This is a genomic window from Pedobacter glucosidilyticus (assembly GCF_002483235.1).
Classification (GTDB): domain Bacteria; phylum Bacteroidota; class Bacteroidia; order Sphingobacteriales; family Sphingobacteriaceae; genus Pseudopedobacter; species Pseudopedobacter glucosidilyticum_B.
In genome coordinates this window covers 239-17,757 of record NZ_DLHN01000017.1, presented here as the reverse complement: position 1 = coordinate 17,757, position 17,519 = coordinate 239, and the positions used below count along the sequence as shown (strand labels likewise).

Below are 17,519 nucleotides of genomic sequence, written 5' to 3'. Positions count from 1 at the left end.
ATAATATGAAAAAGATAAAAAATATATTCTTTACAATAAGTGCTACAATATTCTTATTGGTAAGTGGTTCAGGTTGTAGCTTTCTTGAAAGAGATCCGCTTGAAACAGTAGCACCTGATAATTTTTGGAGGAATCAAAAGGATGTTGAAGCCTTCATGGCAGGAGTTTATAATTCTCTTCAAACAACTCTACGTACCAATTGGTTTGATTGGGGAGAAGTGAGATCTGATAACGTTACAAGAGCTGGTACTGGTACCGCACAAACTAAATTATTGAATAATGTTTTAGCAGGTAATGATAATGATTTAAATAGCATTACAGATTGGACAAATTTATATAGAACAATCTCTCTTTGTAATACAGCGATTAATAGGTTACCTCCAATGATTGAAAGCAATGTGGCAGCAGGTGAAGTTTTATATCGTGATAAGCTAGGTCAAGCTTATGCGATAAGAGCAATGTTGTACTTTTATGCTTTAAGAGTTTGGGGAGGTGTTCCAATTGTGGATACTCCAATTGAATCAGTAACGGAGCAAATAAACTTCCCTAGAGCAACAGTGGCGGAAGTGAAGGCTCAAATTCTTTCTGATTTAGACGGCGCAATTGCAAATATTGGAGGAAATACTGCTATTAAATTCTATATTCAGAGACCTGCGGTATATGCACTTAAAACTGATGTCCACATGTGGTTTCAAGAATACAATGAAGCAATTAGCGCATCGAACAACATTTCAGGGTATTCTTGGGTTACAAACGGAGCTGGTTGGAAGAATATTTTTCTAAATCCAGAAGCATCTACAGAGACTATCTTCAATTTATATTGGGACGCTGTAGAATTTGGTAATGAAGGTATAGGTGTATGCCAGAAGTTTGGCTCAGGTTCTAACACCAGTCAATATACATTTGGAGGCAACGTAATAGGTAAATATTATAACAGAGTGGATCCAGTTACAAATAGAAAGTTAGATTCTAGATTATGGAACTCGGTTGATACTGTTTTATACCCAACTTTAGCAATTTACGAAACAACTGTTGAGAAATTTGGGAAGTTCATGGCTGTAGATCCAGTTACTAATAGGTTTACATATATAGGTAATGACCAATGTAATGTTAAATTACCAATTTATAGATATGCAGATGTTATGCTTCTTAGAGCAGAAGCTTTGGCTCGTACAGGTAGCCATCAACAAGCTCTAGACATTGTTAACGCAGTAAGAAATCGTGTAGGTTACACTATTCAGGCGAGATTATCCGATTATTCTGGTACTTCTGACCAAATAGGTATTGCAATTCAGAGAACAGTTCTGGAAGAAAGACAGCTTGAATTATTAGGAGAAGGCAAGAGATGGTTTGATCTCTGTAGAATAGGTAATATTTATGATTACTCACTAAATGGATATGAATATCTAAGAGAAATCATGAATCCTGTATTATCAAGTAGAGCCGGATCTGTAGTTTATAATTCAAATGAAGCAATGGGACGTATATTATATCCTATTAATTCAGCTGTTATCAACGCTAATCCTTTGTTGAGAGGTAAACAAAATCCTCCTTATTCAGAATAATAATTTTAATTTAATTAAGATGAATTTAAAAAGAATATTTGTTATTGGAGTAGCTTGTTTAGTTACTGTTTTGACAGCTTGTGAAAAACTCCCTTTACAGAAGTCTAAAAAGTATACAACATCATTTTATAATGATAAATTGAATATGACAACTATGGAATTTATCCAATCCAGACCAGATTTGTTTTCTGGATTGATAGAAGCTTTAGCTTATGTAGATCAAGATCCAGCTTTTAGTGATGTGAAGCAGCTTTATATGTCTGAGGGTAATACATTTTTCTTATTGCACAATAATGCTACCATTAATATAGAAGATGGTAATAGCTATTTTAGCATTAATAGAGTTATAGATACAGACCCCAGCAGTCCTACATTTAATTTATTAGTTAGAGGGTCATCCTGGGCTGATTATAGTAGAGAAGAAATTGCTAGGCTTTTAAGATATCATGTAATTAAAGGTAGAGTAGATTACCCGGTATTGGGATCAACACCACGCTGGTTTGAGTCTTTTGCCTTCAATGCTACGAATGATTCAGCTAAAGTAAGGATGTATATGACAAACGACAGAGATGGTAATTTAAGAATCAATGATTATTTAAATAGTCCTGTTTCTGGTTTAACACCACGTACTCCAAATCTTTATGCAACAAATGGTGTAGTTCACGTAATGAATAGGTTTTTAACTCAACCTACAAGGCAGGCTATTATTAACAATCCATAATTTTAAAACAATGAGAGTAGCAAAAAATATATTTTATGTTCTTGTATTAGGTTTAATAATTACCTCCTGCAAGAAAGATGATGAAGTAGAAATGGTCTCACTAAATAAAGCCGGAGACGAATACTATTTTGGTGAGAAGGTATTAATGTGGGCTAGTACTGAGGGTGAGAAAGAAGGAATGTCTTACGAATGGTCAGCAAACGGCGGTAGATTCGAAGGGTTTAGAACTCAGAATTTATTCGAAAATGTTTGGGTTGCTCCTACTCAAGTAGGACAGTATCAGGTTACAGCCACTGCTAAAAAAGGTAAGAACACTTCTACCAGAACAACTACAATGAATGTTACCAGATATTTCTTTGATCATTTTCAAAGCCCATATACATTTATAGGAAATGGATGGTCACAGTCTAATGTTAGAGGAGGGACTACTCCTGTCTTATTTAATTCTAATAATCGTCAAAATAGTTCTATTGAGCTAGCATCAAATAGAAATAACAATAGTAATACAGATGCTAATATTCGTAGATTATTAAATCTGGCAGAGCTAAAAATTCCTTTTTCAGTTAGAACAAAGATAGGATACAAAACATTTTTTAAAACAGGTGCTCCTTTCACTGTTAGGTTACTTTTTAATCAACCTTCAAGGAATCCAGAAAGAGCTTATATCAGAGAAATTAGATGGGAGATTTGGCCTAGAAATAATCCAGCTACCCAAAATAATTATCAAATAAGATTTGAAACATATACACCAGCAACTGGTACAGGTACTTTTACAGTTGGTACATTTCCAGCACCTTATGCACTAACAGGACCTGGTCTAACTGCCCAATCAGGAAGAGATCCAAGATTTCTATTTGCTGATGGTGTAGCAAAAAATATAACCTTCTCCATAAATGCTGAAAATGTGTTTATTGCACACGTTGAGGGTGTAGAATGGTTTAGAAGTGATGGTATAAAGAATTGGTTAGCAGAGGCAAAAACAAGATTTCCTGATTTTGAAGATCCTGTGGTAAGAGAATTTCAAATTCAATTCCCTGGTAAAGTGGCTGCTGATACTAATCCTTCAATTTTATTTTTAAACAGCGTTTACATCAATAACGATGGCACTATTTTAAGTGATCCTATATAAGGAGAAATATTATTAAACCAATTTTAAAACGGGTAAGCTTACAAACTTGCCCGTTTTTATTTAAACATGCAGTAGCCATTGCTACATTTCTTAACTTATTCTTATCTTGGTAAAAGAGAAGTTATATGAGTAAAGTTAACCTGAAGCAACTAGCTAAAGAATTAAACCTTTCTGTTTCCACGGTTTCTAGGGCTTTAAGTAATAGTCATGAAATTAGTGAGGAAACTAAACAGAAGGTAAAGTACCTGGCCGAAAAGTTAAATTACCAGCCCAACCCTCATGCAATGAGTCTCCGTAGTCAAAAGACCAAGACTATTGCTGTTATCATACCCGAATTATCCAATAACTTTTTTGCATTAGCAATAGATGGTATAGAGTCTATCATGCAAACAGCAGGTTATCAGTTGCTTATTTATCTAAGTCATGAAGATCAGCAAAAAGAAGTCAATATTGTAAATAAGCTAGAAGGAAGGGTAGATGGCGTATTAATTTGTATGGCCACAGAAACCCATGATATTTCTCATTTAAGAGCATTAAAGGAGAAAAAAATTCCAATTGTATTTTTTGACAGGGTTTCTAATAAACTGAATACAGTAAAAGTAATTACCAATGATATAGAAAGCGCCTATAAAGCAACAGAACATCTTATTGAGAGAGGAGCACAGAGAATCGCCTACATATCCTTATCACTCAATATATCAGTAGACCAAAAAAGAATGCAAGGTTGTTTAAAAGCTTTAGAAGATTATAAATATACGGGCGAGCAAAAAAGAGTTTTAAGTTGTACCACCAATGATGATGAGAATTATAATCTTATTAAAAAGTTGTTGTCCTCTCCAAACAGACCCGATGCTATATTTACTTGTGTAGAAAGATTAGCCATTACAACCTATACCGTTTGTAGAGATTTAGGCTTATCTATTCCTGGTGATGTTAAAGTGGTTACATTTTCTAATATGCCTGCGGCAGCATTGTTGAGCCCACCTTTAACTACAGTTTCGCAGCCGGCTTATGAAATTGGTAAAGCAGCAGCACAAGCCATATTGGATGCTCTGAATAGGAATATGGTTGAATTAAATGATGAAAAAATTATTTTACCATCTGTCCTAATTAAAAGAGCTTCAACCTAGTAGCTAACGCTTAGCTAATCCTTCCTGATAAACCTTTAAGCATCTTTCTCTGGCAAATTTATGGTCAACAATAGCTTTAGGATATTTAAACGGATCTGAAAATTCAGGAACCCATTTTTTTACGTAAGCTAGTTCTTTATCAAATTTTTTTTGTTGCTCATAAGGGTTAAAAATTCTAAAATAAGGTGCTGCATCAACACCAGAACCTGCCGCCCATTGCCAACCTCCTACATTACTGGAAAGCTCAAAATCAAGAAGTTTTCTGGCAAAATAACGCTCTCCCAAGCGCCAGTCTAACAGTAAGTGCTTGGTTAAGAAGCTTGCCACAACCATCCTGATACGATTGTGCATAAAACCAGTCTCGTTAAGTTCTCGCATACCAGCATCTACAATGGGGTAACCTGTTTTTCCTTCGCACCATGCTTTAAAAGCTTCTTCATCTTTACGCCATGCTATTTGGTCATACTCGGGCCTAAAAGCTTGTGTTGCAGAATGTGGGAAATGCCATATAATAGCAAAATAAAAATCCCTCCAAATCAATTCATTTAACCAAGCTTCACTTTTATAATCCAAAGCATTTTTTACCAATTCGCGTATACTGATAGTCCCGAATCTAAGATGTAAACTGATACGAGAAGTAGCATTTTTAGCAGGGTAGTCCCTATTTTCTCCATATCCTTTTAAAATACCTAAATAAGATATTTCAGGAAATTTTAATTTACTAGGTTCAAAACCCATATCTGCCAAATTTATAGCTGCAAATGGTTTAGTTTGGTAAAAATGCTGGAAGTATTTTTCTGTTGGATAAGATTTGTAGTGATAGGGATTTAACTGAGCTAACCATTTCCTTTTGTAAGGCGTAAAAACTACATAAGGAGAGCCATCATCCTTAACAACTTCATCTTTTTCAAAGATAGCTTGGTCTTTAAAAGTTTTAAATAAAATCTGCTTTTCTTGAAATAACTGATTTAAACTTTTATCTCTTTCTTTAGCATAAGGCTCATAATCATGATTGGTATAAACCTCAGCAACATCATATTCTTTTAATAAGGACGACCAAATAGCTAAAGGTTTACCGTATTTGATGATGATTGAACTACCTAAACTATGAAGTTGTTCCCTTATTTTCATGATCTCCTGATGGATAAAAGTTACCCTGCCATCATCTTTATCTTCCAATTTTGTAAGTATATTTTCATCAAAAATAAATAGGGGTAAAACCTGATGATTACTTTTTAAAGCATGATACAAGGCAGCGTTATCATTTAGCCTAAGATCTCTTCTAAACCAAAGGATACTGATTTTAGAATTACTCATAAATATTTTTTAATGCAGATTTGATATCAGGGAATTTAAATTTGAAGCCGGCATCTTGTATTTTTTTTACATCCATGCGGGTACTTCCTAGTACTACTAAGCTCATCTCACCAAATAAAAGCTTTAAAATAAAAGCAGGAACGTTAGGGAGCCAGATAGGTCTTTTAAATTGTTGAGCAACAGCTTTTGTTAATTCTGCATTGGTGACAGGTAATGGCGAACTCATGTTAAAAACACCTTCTAATTGCTCATTTTCTATGGCGAAATCATACATATTTACAACATCTTCTAAATGTAGCCAAGAAATCCATTGTTTGCCATTACCAAGCGGAGAGCCTACGCCAAATCTTATAGGCTGTGCTAATTTTTCTAGCGCACCAGAATCTTTATCTAACACAACACCTGTTCTAAATTTTACGATACGTAAATTGTATTTTTTACCTAAATCTACAGCTTGTTCCCATAAAATACAGCAAGTACTTAAAAAATCATCTAAAGGTTTTGATGTTTCTGTTAAAATTTCATCGCCACGGTTACTATAATAGCCAGAAGCCGAGGCGGAAATAATTTCTTTAACTTGATGTGGTTTTTTATCTAATAACCGATAAATAAGCTTTATAGATTCTGTACGGCTTTTTATCAATAACTCTTTTCTTTTTGCTGTCCAGCGGCTATCTGCAATACCAGCACCAGCCAAGTGGATAATGGTATCTACACCATCAATGCAGGTTTCATCAATAACTTGATTTTCTACATCCCAGATAAAAGTTTTAACACTAGGGTTTTTGCCTTTACTTCTGGAAAGGTGACAGACTTCATGTCCTTTGCTGAGTAATAATTGTGTTAAGGTTTTACCAACAGAACCTGTGCCGCCAGTAATCAGAATTTTTTTTGCCATAGCTGTTTTAATAACCAAAATACCAGATTTTAGTTTTTAACAGACTACATTTTAGTTATTGATAATTTAGCTTTTGATATAGCTTTCTAAATCCTGAATGGTTTGTTTTTGGTCTTCTATAACAAATTTTACAACATCACCTATAGAAACCATGCCCACCAAATTTCCAAATTCTAAAACGGGTAAATGGCGTATATGTCTGTCTGTCATCATTTGCATGCAGTACTCAACACTATCTTGCGGAGAAATGGTAACTAAATTTGCAGTCATCACTTCTTTAAGCTTAACTTCTTTGGATGATTTACCTTGTAGTACCACTTTACGGGCATAATCTCTTTCAGTAAAAATTCCTTCAAGTTGGTCTTGGCCTATTAAAACAGCACTAATATTATGGTCCATCATCAGCTGTAGAGCTTCAAAAACTGTAGCATCAGGACTGAGTTTAATAAGATGATTGGTTTTTTGTTTAAGGATTTTACTTACAGGTTTCATAAATCTAGTTTTATGGGTTAACTAAATTTAGTAAAATTTTCCTTACAAAGAAATAGTAATATCAAAAAACGGTTAAACATTTTCTTTGTAATTCACCAAGTTAAGTGCCATCCCATTAAAGATAAAATAATGAAAAGGCCATAACATCCACCAATAAATACGTCCCCATAGCCCTCTAGGTCTGAAGGTTGCCACTTGGCTTAAGATGCTTCCACTTGGTCTATCAATAATTTTAAATTCCAACCATGCCTCGCCCGGTAAACGCATCTCCGCATATAGCAACAGCCTGCTATTTTTTTTATCAGCTAAAATTACCCTCCAAAAGTCTAAGGCATCGCCTGCTTTTACGTTTATATTACTTCTTCTTCCTCTTCTGGTACCTACACCACCGGCTAGTTTGTCTATAATCCCTCTTAAATTCCAAAGCCAGTCTAAATAATACCAGCCCCTTTTACCACCAATAGCCCAAATATTTTGTAAAACCTCATGTTTATCTCTTTTAAAATCAATTTTAACTTTGTACGCTAGCGTTCCATTTTGTGGTACTTTAACTTGGTCCATAAAACTGGTTTCTAAAAAGCCACGGTTTAAAGCATCACGCCAGCTAGATACTATAGAGTTTTGCTCTATTTTTTCAAAGGCCAATTTTAAAGCTGTTTGGTAGCTTACACACTCATGCGGAACAATTTTTTTAATCTCTTCGTCTTTACAAACCACCTCATTACGCATACTTTCTACCAAACTACTAGCAATACTATAATTTACAGAGGTAACTAAATTTAACCAATAGGATGATAATCTCGGGGTAAGTACGGGAATAGTAAAAATCCATCGTTTAATATGTCTTTCTTTAGCATAAAGCAATAGCATTTGTTTATAGGTAAGTATATCAGGACCTCCAATATCTAAAGTTTTGTTAAAAGCTTTGTTATTGCCTAATACGCCATGTAAATAGGCTAAAACATCTCTGATAGCAATGGGTTGGCAACGTGTTTTTAACCATTTAGGGGCAATCATGATTGGAAGTTTCTCGGTTAAATCTCTTATGATTTCAAAAGATGCACTACCAGAGCCAATAATTATGGCGGCTCTTAAACATGTATGTGCAATTTTTGAAGATTTGAGAATATCTTCTACGCCTAACCTTGATTTTAAATGTACCGATAAGTTATCATCATTAACAATCCCGGTAAGGTAAATAACCTGCTTACAATTTGTTTTTTCTAAAGCTTTGATGAAATGATGTGCGGAGAGTTTTTCTAAATCGCTGAAATCTGTACTGCTCATAGAGTGTACCAAATAATAAGCTGCATCTATATCCTTCGGGATTTCTTGTAAAGACTCTTCCCTAAGTAAATCTCCCGTAATAATCTCTACCTGATTTTCCCAATTGTTATCTCGTTGAAAACGTCTTTTATCTCTTACCAGACAAACTATTTCATGTTTGTTTTCTAGTAAGACAGGTAATAATCTGGTTCCGATATAGCCATTAGCACCTGTTAGTAGAATCTTCATATCCTATCAACACCTAAAACTGAAAGCAGTTTTACCAGAGGATGAAGTTTTTAATATCAGTGTAAACAGAAAAGCCTGTCTCAAGCTACAATTTTGTGTCAGGCTGAGCGGAGTCGAAGCCTTTTTATTATCCTTCGACTTCGCTCAGGATGACAAAAAAGGTCCGCTCAATGTGACAAATGCGATTTTGAGATAGCCTATTCTATTATGATGGTTTTAAATATTAAAATCTAGTATACAAGGCTATTTGAAAGATGTTATTATTGGTATTTACAGCAGCACCTTTGATAGATTGATTGAGATAACCTGCTTCTAAATCCATTTTCGGGTTTAACCTATAACCTGCTGCCAAGTAAAGCCTATTTTGGTCAAATAAATAACCATTGGGTTGGTTTTGAATACTTAAGAAAACTTCGTTTTGTAAAGCTACGAAAGCACCTTTACTAAAAGCTGGCGTATTTTGTTTTTGTAATGGGATAACACTCCTGAAAAAATAGCGTAACCTTTGCGAAAAAGCATCATCGCCATTAGCTTGGTTAATAAACCTTTGTTCTAACCTAAAACGATGGGTTAAGGGGATTTTACCCAATTTGTAGGTTACTATAAATTGCTCCCATATACGACTTTCTGTAAGAGCTTCTCTGTTAGGTTCATCGGTAATAATTAAAGCATAACCAACCGTTGCATTTAGCTTATCATTAATAAAATAAGTAAAGCCAGGTCTTATCAGGATGTTTCTTACATATTCCAAATCATCTGCAGAGCGTACTTGAAAATCAAAATGTAGCCCCGTTTTTTTAGAAAATTTCTGACTATGGAACCAAGCCGCCCAGCCGGATTGTTGATTAACCGTTTGCGCTGTTGCTGTTAAGGCTAATGTAATACCTGCTAAAAAGAGTAGAATTTGTTTCTTCATGAATGTAATTAATGAATTTCCTTAATCTTCAATTACTTCACTATTGGTACTTGGCTCTTCTTTAATTTCTTCTTTAAAGTAAACTTTCTGATAAATTAAAATCAAAATAACACCTACGGATATAGCCGCATCAGCGATGTTGAATACTGGCCTGAAGAAGATAAAATCTTCGCCACCCCAAACAGGTAACCATTCTGGAAAAACCCCTGTAAAAATAGGGAAGTAAAACATATCAACCACACGGCCATGAAAAAGTTTTTCATAGCCATAAATTACACCATAAAAAACAGAATCTATGATGTTTCCTAAGGCACCGGCAAAAATAAGAGATACATTAAGAATTAAACCTCTATGATATTTATGCTTAATAAGATGGTGTAAACCGTAGCCTATCCCTATAACAGCTACAATTCTAAATAAAGACAGCGCCAATTTTCCCAGTTCTCCACCAAACTCCATTCCAAAGGCCATTCCGTTATTTTCTGTGAAATGGATAATAAAAAAGTCTTGAATAATCTGGAATTCCTGACCAATATACATATTGGTTTTAATCCAGGTTTTCAAAATCTGATCAGCAAGAAGTACCAGTACGATTAAAAATACAGGCTTGGTATAACCTTTCATTAATTCTGTTTTAATTTAGCTTCCATACTTAAAGTAGCATGTGGCACAGCCTTTAAGCGCTCTTTTTGTATCAATTTTCCTGTTTCTCTGCAAATACCGTAAGTTTTATTTTCTATTCTTACCAACGCAGCTTCTAGGTTTTCAATAAACTTTTTCTGACGGGCAGCAAGCTGGTTAATTTGTTCTTTCTCTAAAGTTGCAGAGCCATCTTCTAAGGTTTTATAAGTACCAGCGGTATCATCTGTACCATTAACATTTGGGTTACTTAAAGAGCCCGCAAGCATGGCTAATTCTTCTTTAGCACTATTTAATTTTGCTGTTATCAGTTCTTTAAACTCTTGTAGCTCGGCATCAGAGTAGCGGGTTTTATTATTAGTCTCCATGTTTAGTTCTTTTTTAGTGAGATAAAAATTTGAGTGTCTTCTATTTCTATGGTGTCTCCACCGGTTAATTCATCGCTTAATATCAAAGATTCTGCCAGTGTTTCTTCGCAAATATAGGATAAATTGCTACTAACCGCATCCGCAATAACTGGAAGCCTTTGCAGCACAACACTTATCTTATCCGTAACTTCAAAACCTTTGTCTTTTCTTAAATTTTGTATTCTGTTAATAACCTCTCTGGCAATACCTTCTTCTTTTAGGTTTTGGCTAATGGTAACATCTAAAGCAACAGTTAAGCGCCCTAAATTGGTAACTTGCCAGCCCGGTACGTCCTCTGCAATAATCTCTACATCCTCAACAGCAATGGTGAATGTTTGTTCTTCTACTTCAAAGGTTATATTTCTATGGATCTCTAAAGTTTGGATTTGCTCATCATTTAAAGCCGTTAAAAAGTTTCCTACAGCTTTCATGCTCTTACCAACTTTTGGCCCAAGTGCTTTAAAGTTTGGTTTTATTTTCTTTTTAATGATACTCGCTGTATCTGTAATGAATTCAATTTCTTTGATATTGGTCTCAGAAAGAATGAGTTCTCTTACTTTTTCTACTTTTTGCTGGAAACCTTGATCTAGTACTGGTAACAATATTTTACTAAGCGGTTGTCTTACATTTATGCCTACTTTTTTACGCAGAGATAATATCATGGAAGATATATCTTGTGCTAGTTGCATCCTTTCTTCTAAGTCTTTATCAACCAAATTAGCTTGGTAAATAGGGAAATCTGTTAAATGTACAGATGCTACATCCTCCTTCTGCGTGACGCTATTTAAATCGTTAAACAGCCTATCTGAGAAGAAAGGTGCTATAGGCGACATTAATTTGGCAACACCCACTAAGCAAGTGTATAAAGTTTGATATGCCGATATTTTATCTTCAGTATAATCACCTTTCCAGAAACGGCGACGACTTAAACGTACAAACCAATTACTTAAATGCTCATCAACAAAATTTTGTATTGCTCTAGCCGCTTTTGTAGGCTCAAAATCTTCATAAAACTCGTCTACTTCTTTGGTTAAAGTATTTAATAAAGATATAATCCAACGGTCTATCTCTGGGCGGTTAGCAACTTCTTCTTCTGCGTATTTAAAACCATCGATATTGGCATAAAGGGCAAAAAACGCATAAGTATTGTAAAGGGTACCGAAGAATTTCCTACGAACCTCATCTAAACCATCTAAATTGAATTTTAAGTTATCCCAAGGAGATGCATTACTAATCATGTACCAACGCGTAGCATCAGCACCGTAAGTTTCTATGGTGCTAAAAGGATCTACTGCATTTCCTAGTCTTTTAGACATCTTATTACCGTTTTTATCTAATACCAAACCATTAGAAATTACATTTTTGAATGCAATGCCTTGGTTCGCATTTTTAATATTTACGGCTTTTATATCATCGCTGGTTTCGCTTAATAAAGTAGCTAGGGTGTGTAAAGTGAAAAACCATCCACGGGTTTGGTCTACACCTTCTGCAATAAAATCTGCAGGGTAGGCTTTCTCAAATTCTTCTTTATTTTCAAACGGATAATGCCATTGTGCATAAGGCATAGCGCCAGAATCAAACCAAACATCTATTAAATCTGGCTCGCGGAACATTTTTTTACCCGTTGAAGAAACCAGAATTACATCATCAACAAAAGGACGATGCATGTCTTGTAAAGTAAAACCTTCTGGCATAAAACCAGCTTTTATAGCTTTTGCTATTTCTGTGTTTAGCTCGGCAACAGCACCAATACAAATTTCTTCTGCTCCGTCTTCTGTTCTCCAAATCGGCAAAGGTGTTCCCCAATATCTAGAACGAGATAAATTCCAGTCAACTAAGTTTTCTAGCCAATTTCCAAATCTCCCGGTTCCGGTGCTTTCTGGTTTCCAATTAATGGTTTTATTAAGGGCAACTAGCTTTTCTTTAACAGCCGTAGTTTTGATAAACCAGCTATCAAGAGGGTAATAAAGTACAGGTTTGTCTGTTCGCCAGCAATGTGGGTAGCTGTGCTCGTACTTTTTAACATCAAAAGCTTTGTTTTCTTCTTTAAGTTTTATGGCAATTAAAACATCAGTTGGCTTAAAATCGGCCGCTTTACGTTCTTCATCACTATAATACTCTTCTTTTACATATTTGCCTGCAAAGTCTGTTACCTCATCAACAAACTTACCTTGTTTGTTTACCAGAGGGAATTCGTTTCCTTTTTCATCGGTAACCATAACAGACGGTACACCATTTTCTTTGGCAACTCTAAAGTCATCAGCACCATAAACTGATGCAATATGAACGATACCCGTACCATCTTCTGTCGTCACAAAATCACCAGCTATCACACGGAAAGCTTTGGCTTCTAAATCCTCGTTACTTACATAAGGAAGCAGTTGGAAATAGCGTAAGCCTAAAAGCTCTTTGCCTGTAAACTCGGCCGCAATTTCCCATGGGATGAGTTTATCACCAGCTTTATAATCCTGAAAAGATAAATTTTGTGCTTCGGCTTTAAAATGTTTAGCTATTAAATCTTTAGCCAAAACAACACTTACCGGAAGGTGAGTATATGGGTTAAAGGTTTTGATTTTTACATAGGTGATTTTCTCGCCAACCGCCAAAGCACAGTTAGACGGTAAAGTCCATGGTGTAGTTGTCCAAGCGATAATGGAGGTATCTTCTTCCTCAGTTTCAAAAAGTTTTGAAATTAGCGGATAAACCTGATCTTTCTTTAATCTAAACTGCGCAACAATGGAAGTATCCTTAACATCACGATAAGTACCTGGTTGGTTTAACTCATGCGAGCTTAAACCTGTACCGGCAGCAGGCGAGTAAGGCTGTACGGTATAACCTTTGTATAAGAAACCTTTGCTATGTAATTGCTTTAAAATCCACCAAAGGCTTTCAATATATTCATTTTCGTAAGTGATGTATGGGTTTTCTAAATCCACCCAATACCCCATTTTCTCAGTAAGGTCATTCCATACATCGGTATATTTCATTACCTCTTTACGGCAGGCATCGTTATATTCTTCTACACTAATTTTCTTACCAATGTCTTCTTTGGTGATACCTAAAGATTTTTCAACCGCTAGCTCAATAGGTAAACCATGTGTATCCCAACCGCCTTTTCTTTTAACCTGAAAACCTTTTAAAGTTTTATAACGGCAAAAAATATCTTTAATAGATCTAGCCATAACATGATGAATACCAGGCATTCCGTTAGCAGACGGCGGCCCCTCATAAAAGGTGTATGGTTTAGAAGCCGGACGATTGTTGATACTCTTTTCGAAAATATGATTGCTTTTCCAGCTTTCTAATACTTCTTTGCCTATTTGTGATAAGTTAAGTTGCTTATATTCTTTGTACATCAGCGCTTTGTCTCCAAAATTAAGGTTGCAAATTTAGGCATTTAGATGTTTAAATAGTAATAGAAAGAGAAAAACAAAAACTGGTTTGAAAATTGTATTACCATTACTAAAAAAGCTTATGTTAAGAAGATCAGTTTACGCATTAAGATACTCGGCAATTATAGTAGCTGCCAGTATTTTATTATACTTATTTAATCCAGATTTTGGTAAGTATATTTTAGGTTTTGGTTTAATGAGCTTAGCCATAGCAACAGTTTTATACATCGTATTTATGTTTAAAAGGTATGGTGAGAAAAAGCCTATCCATTAAATTTAAGCCACAATGTTACAATAAAGGTGCTATATTTTTGTGCTTTAAGTGATAAGCCTTAATTTGGGGCTGTAAATGAAAATAAAGCTCCTTCTGATATGGCTATTGGTTAGCAAAGTAGTATTTGGTCAGCAAGTTGGCATAGGCCAGTGGCAAGTTTATCTACCCTTTTTTAATGCTTCTAGTACTGATATAAATGAGGAAGAGGCTTTTTGTGCCACTAGTGGAGGGCTGTTTACTGTAGATAGAAATACCAAAGAAGTACAAAAATTTTCTGTTTTAGATGGTTTTGCAAGTAGTGATATCAAACTTGCAAAATGGAATACAAATACCAAGCAACTCTTCATCGTTTACCAAAACGCAAACATAGATGTTTTAGAGAAGGGTAAACTTTATAACCTACCAGAGATTTTTAACCGTAATAACTTAGGTAGAAAAACCATTAATACTGTATTTTTTAAGCAAGAAATGGCTTTTTTGAGTACCGCCTTTGGTATAGTGGTCTATAATCTTGCTAGAAAAGAAGTTACAGATACTTATTTTTTTACCGAAAACGGTGCGCCTCTAGAAGTTTTTGAAACCGTTATTTTAGGAGATAAAATATTTGCAGCAAGCTCTGCCGGTATTTACGAAGCCAATCTCAATGATTTATTGATAGATTTTAGCAGGTGGCGTAAACATGCCTCCAATCAGCTATATCCGGGTGGGGTTTGTAGGTCTGTTGTAGATTTTAATGGGAAACTCTACGGCTTATTTAACAACCAGATTTATATTTTTGAGAATAACCAATGGAAATTATCTTCCATTTTTGCTGTTGATGTTAAGCGCTTAAAAGTAGCTGATAAGAGGTTCATTACCATAGCACCCTTTAGAGTTATTGTTTACGATAGTCAATTCAATCAGCTCAAAAACATCCAGAATGCCAATGTTTTTAACAACGTAAATGATGTTACCTTACTAAACCAAGAAGTTTTAATAGCCGATGATAAAATTGGCTTAGTAGGTTTTAAACCTGATGCTAGCTTTGTAAATTATACACCAGCAGGTCCTCAAACCCAAATTATTAAAGATTTATCATCCCTAAACAAACAGTTGCTTATGGCACCAGGTGGTTTTAGCGATACCTACTCGCCTTTATTTCAAAATTTAGGTTTTACCGAGTTTAAAAACGGTGAATGGAAGAATTATAACGAGCAATCAAACTCGGTATTAGCACCTATTAGAGATCTTACAGTTATACATCAATCAGCAGCAAAAACTTACTTAGGCTCTTTTGTTAATGGCTTATTAATAAAGGATAGAGATAGCTTTAGCCTTTTTAACAATACGAATAGCAGTTTACAAACTACCGTTGGTGATGCTGCTACAATAAGAGTTTCGGGTATTGGAGAAGATCAAACGGGTAATATTTGGGTAAGTCAGTTTGGAGTTAGCAGTCCTTTGTCTGTGTTAAAAATGGATGGCACATGGCAGGCTTTCTCTTTTCAGGATGCGCTACCGGGTGCTTTTATAGAAGCTAAAGGTTTACTGGTAGATGATGCATCTCAGAAATGGCTCATGATTAGAAACAGAGGTTTGTTAGTTTTTAATGGTTCGCAAGCTAGAGTTATCGGTTTTGGAACCAATTTATTACCCGGAACCGATATTTTAAGTATTAAAAAGGATATAAAAAGTGCCTTATGGATAGGTACAGATAAGGGAATAGCTGTAATTGAGAATCCAGAAGATGCCTTTAGTAATGTAGAGATAGAAATTCCAACAATTACGGAAAATGGCTTTATAAGACCAGTATTAAGTCAGGAGCGGATAAATTGTATAGCTATAGATGGCGCAAACCGCAAATGGATAGGTACAAATAATGGCGTTTGGCTTTTTGATGAGGATTTGCGTAAACAAATTTTAAATTTTAATACCAGCAATAGCCCTTTAATCAGCAACCGTATTGTAGATATTGAGGTAGAAGCTGAAAGTGGAGAAGTGTTTTTTGCTACCGAAGGTGGTTTAATGTCTTATCGTGGCGATGCTACAGCAGCATCTGCAAAGCTTTCTGAAATTACAGTTTATCCAAATCCGGTAAGACCGGGATATACAGGTTTAATCGCTATAAAAGGATTAACAGAGCAAGCCAGGGTTAAAATAACAGACATCAGCGGTAACTTGGTTTACCAAACCGTAGCAAAAGGAGGCTTAGCAACTTGGGACGGACGTACATTTAATGGAGATGCCGCCTCTTCGGGCGTATATCTGATTTTAATAGTTGCAGAAAATGGTACAGATACCGCTATTTCTAAATTGATGATCGTAAGATAACATGATTCATAAGACCAGAGGCATTGTTTTAAAAGTTACAGATTACTCTGAGAGTAGTGTAGTAGCCAGAATTTTTACAGAGAAGTTTGGCTTGCAATCTTACATGATTAATGGGGTAAAAAAAGCTAAGTCTAAGGTGAAGATGAATATGTTGCAGCCATTACACCTGTTGGATATGGTGGTTTATCACAAGCCCAATGGTGGTATTCAGAAAATTTCAGACATCAGGAGTATGCCTATGCTACATCATATCCCTTATGATATAGTGAAAAGTTCTATTGCCATTTTTATCAATGAGATTTTGTATAAATCATTAAGGCAACAATCAGATGATGAAGTACTTTTTGAGTTTATTTTTAAGTCTATTGAGCTTTTAGATGCTGCAGAAGAACCTATAGCCAATTTTCATCTCGTCTTTTTAGTGAAGTTAACTAGGTTTTTAGGGTTTTACCCTGATACCAGTTACGCCGATACCAGCAATTATTTCGATTTAAAAAATGGTGTTTTTAGCAAGCAACAGCCTAATCACTTATTGTACATCACCAATGATGATTTACAAAATTTCATTTTATTATTAAGATGTTCTTTAGAAAACTATCAGCAACTTAAAATAGCACATCAAAGTCGTAAGTTTTTGATAGATAAGCTTATTGATTATTATAGTTTGCATATAGATGATTTTGGGCAAGTAAAATCACATACCATTTTAGAAGAAGTTTTAGGATAATTTCAAATTTATTTTGCTTTTCTCGAATAAGATTTTACTTTTGCAGTCCCAAAAGATTTGGAGGATTAGCTCAGCTGGTTCAGAGCA

Annotated in this window: 15 protein-coding genes; 7 read left to right on the top strand and 8 right to left on the bottom strand. The window is 35.1% G+C overall.

The window, feature by feature from the left end; translation table 11 throughout:
* Positions 1-5: 5 nt before the first annotated feature.
* The 4 genes from B2745_RS03720 to B2745_RS03705 all read left to right on the top strand — a co-directional run bounded on the left by B2745_RS03720 (position 6) and on the right by B2745_RS03705 (position 4,545).
* Positions 6-1,565 carry a RagB/SusD family nutrient uptake outer membrane protein gene (locus tag B2745_RS03720; RefSeq protein WP_026904123.1) on the top strand — a complete coding sequence of 520 codons (1,560 nt, stop codon included), beginning with the start codon at positions 6-8 and terminating at the stop codon, positions 1,563-1,565.
* A gap of 19 nt (positions 1,566-1,584) precedes the next feature.
* Positions 1,585-2,286 carry a fasciclin domain-containing protein gene (locus B2745_RS03715; protein WP_026904124.1) on the top strand — a complete coding sequence of 234 codons (702 nt, stop codon included), beginning with the start codon at positions 1,585-1,587 and terminating at the stop codon, positions 2,284-2,286.
* Between the two features lie 10 nt (positions 2,287-2,296).
* Positions 2,297-3,415, top strand: coding sequence for a hypothetical protein (locus B2745_RS03710; RefSeq protein WP_304063860.1), 1,119 nt, complete (start codon positions 2,297-2,299; stop codon positions 3,413-3,415).
* 125 nt (positions 3,416-3,540) lie between these two features.
* Positions 3,541-4,545 carry a LacI family DNA-binding transcriptional regulator gene (locus B2745_RS03705; protein ID WP_304063859.1) on the top strand — a complete coding sequence of 335 codons (1,005 nt, stop codon included), beginning with the start codon at positions 3,541-3,543 and terminating at the stop codon, positions 4,543-4,545.
* A gap of 3 nt (positions 4,546-4,548) precedes the next feature.
* Here B2745_RS03705 and B2745_RS03700 read toward each other — a convergent pair whose 3' ends face one another.
* The 8 genes from B2745_RS03700 to ileS all read right to left on the bottom strand — a co-directional run bounded on the left by B2745_RS03700 (position 4,549) and on the right by ileS (position 14,085).
* The gene (locus tag B2745_RS03700; RefSeq protein ID WP_304063857.1) at positions 4,549-5,862 is read right to left on the bottom strand and encodes a cryptochrome/photolyase family protein; all 1,314 of its coding nucleotides are present in this window, start codon (positions 5,860-5,862) and stop codon (positions 4,549-4,551) included.
* Positions 5,855-6,760 (bottom strand): TIGR01777 family oxidoreductase, encoded by a 906-nt coding sequence (locus B2745_RS03695; protein ID WP_304063855.1) that lies wholly within the window; start codon positions 6,758-6,760, stop codon positions 5,855-5,857. Before B2745_RS03695 ends, B2745_RS03700 begins: the two co-directional genes overlap by 8 nt.
* Positions 6,761-6,826: 66 nt before the next feature.
* A complete protein-coding gene (locus B2745_RS03690; RefSeq protein WP_026904129.1) occupies positions 6,827-7,252 on the bottom strand; it encodes a CBS domain-containing protein in 426 nt (141 codons plus the stop codon).
* A gap of 72 nt (positions 7,253-7,324) precedes the next feature.
* A complete protein-coding gene (locus tag B2745_RS03685; protein ID WP_304063853.1) occupies positions 7,325-8,767 on the bottom strand; it encodes an SDR family oxidoreductase in 1,443 nt (480 codons plus the stop codon).
* Positions 8,768-8,990: 223 nt separating this feature from the next.
* Complete coding sequence (locus B2745_RS03680; protein ID WP_304063850.1) at positions 8,991-9,683, bottom strand: DUF2490 domain-containing protein; 693 nt, start codon at positions 9,681-9,683, stop codon at positions 8,991-8,993.
* A 21-nt stretch (positions 9,684-9,704) separates the two neighbouring features.
* On the bottom strand, positions 9,705-10,307 hold the full coding sequence (locus B2745_RS03675; protein WP_304063847.1) for a lipoprotein signal peptidase: 603 nt from the start codon (positions 10,305-10,307) through the stop codon (positions 9,705-9,707).
* Positions 10,307-10,690, bottom strand: a complete 384-nt coding sequence (locus tag B2745_RS03670; protein ID WP_026904133.1) for a TraR/DksA family transcriptional regulator — start codon at positions 10,688-10,690, stop codon at positions 10,307-10,309. The genes B2745_RS03675 and B2745_RS03670 overlap by 1 nt, the downstream gene beginning before the upstream one ends.
* A gap of 2 nt (positions 10,691-10,692) precedes the next feature.
* Positions 10,693-14,085 carry an isoleucine--tRNA ligase gene (gene ileS, locus B2745_RS03665; RefSeq protein WP_304063844.1) on the bottom strand — a complete coding sequence of 1,131 codons (3,393 nt, stop codon included), beginning with the start codon at positions 14,083-14,085 and terminating at the stop codon, positions 10,693-10,695.
* A 118-nt stretch (positions 14,086-14,203) separates the two neighbouring features.
* Between ileS and B2745_RS03660 the strand changes: the two genes are divergently transcribed.
* From B2745_RS03660 to recO, 3 genes are all read left to right on the top strand, one after another.
* Positions 14,204-14,395 carry a hypothetical protein gene (locus B2745_RS03660; protein WP_155977916.1) on the top strand — a complete coding sequence of 64 codons (192 nt, stop codon included), beginning with the start codon at positions 14,204-14,206 and terminating at the stop codon, positions 14,393-14,395.
* Positions 14,396-14,470: 75 nt separating this feature from the next.
* On the top strand, positions 14,471-16,705 hold the full coding sequence (locus B2745_RS03655; RefSeq protein ID WP_304063840.1) for a T9SS type A sorting domain-containing protein: 2,235 nt from the start codon (positions 14,471-14,473) through the stop codon (positions 16,703-16,705).
* Between the two features lies 1 nt (position 16,706).
* On the top strand, positions 16,707-17,432 hold the full coding sequence (recO, locus tag B2745_RS03650) for a DNA repair protein RecO (protein ID WP_304063837.1): 726 nt from the start codon (positions 16,707-16,709) through the stop codon (positions 17,430-17,432).
* Positions 17,433-17,519 lie beyond the last annotated feature (87 nt).

What these genes read in the sequence shown, in the direction of transcription:
- recO (WP_304063837.1), top strand. Translation starts at nt 16,707, where the DNA reads ATGATTCATAAGACCAGAGGCATTGTTTTAAAAGTTACAGATTACTCT.
- B2745_RS03720 (WP_026904123.1), top strand. Translation starts at nt 6, where the DNA reads ATGAAAAAGATAAAAAATATATTCTTTACAATAAGTGCTACAATATTC.
- B2745_RS03695 (WP_304063855.1), bottom strand. Translation starts at nt 6,760, where the DNA reads ATGGCAAAAAAAATTCTGATTACTGGCGGCACAGGTTCTGTTGGTAAA.
- B2745_RS03655 (WP_304063840.1), top strand. Translation starts at nt 14,471, where the DNA reads ATGAAAATAAAGCTCCTTCTGATATGGCTATTGGTTAGCAAAGTAGTA.
- B2745_RS03680 (WP_304063850.1), bottom strand. Translation starts at nt 9,683, where the DNA reads ATGAAGAAACAAATTCTACTCTTTTTAGCAGGTATTACATTAGCCTTA.
- B2745_RS03700 (WP_304063857.1), bottom strand. Translation starts at nt 5,862, where the DNA reads ATGAGTAATTCTAAAATCAGTATCCTTTGGTTTAGAAGAGATCTTAGG.
- B2745_RS03690 (WP_026904129.1), bottom strand. Translation starts at nt 7,252, where the DNA reads ATGAAACCTGTAAGTAAAATCCTTAAACAAAAAACCAATCATCTTATT.
- B2745_RS03715 (WP_026904124.1), top strand. Translation starts at nt 1,585, where the DNA reads ATGAATTTAAAAAGAATATTTGTTATTGGAGTAGCTTGTTTAGTTACT.
- ileS (WP_304063844.1), bottom strand. Translation starts at nt 14,085, where the DNA reads ATGTACAAAGAATATAAGCAACTTAACTTATCACAAATAGGCAAAGAA.
- B2745_RS03670 (WP_026904133.1), bottom strand. Translation starts at nt 10,690, where the DNA reads ATGGAGACTAATAATAAAACCCGCTACTCTGATGCCGAGCTACAAGAG.
- B2745_RS03675 (WP_304063847.1), bottom strand. Translation starts at nt 10,307, where the DNA reads ATGAAAGGTTATACCAAGCCTGTATTTTTAATCGTACTGGTACTTCTT.
- B2745_RS03660 (WP_155977916.1), top strand. Translation starts at nt 14,204, where the DNA reads ATGTTAAGAAGATCAGTTTACGCATTAAGATACTCGGCAATTATAGTA.
- B2745_RS03685 (WP_304063853.1), bottom strand. Translation starts at nt 8,767, where the DNA reads ATGAAGATTCTACTAACAGGTGCTAATGGCTATATCGGAACCAGATTA.
- B2745_RS03705 (WP_304063859.1), top strand. Translation starts at nt 3,541, where the DNA reads ATGAGTAAAGTTAACCTGAAGCAACTAGCTAAAGAATTAAACCTTTCT.
- B2745_RS03710 (WP_304063860.1), top strand. Translation starts at nt 2,297, where the DNA reads ATGAGAGTAGCAAAAAATATATTTTATGTTCTTGTATTAGGTTTAATA.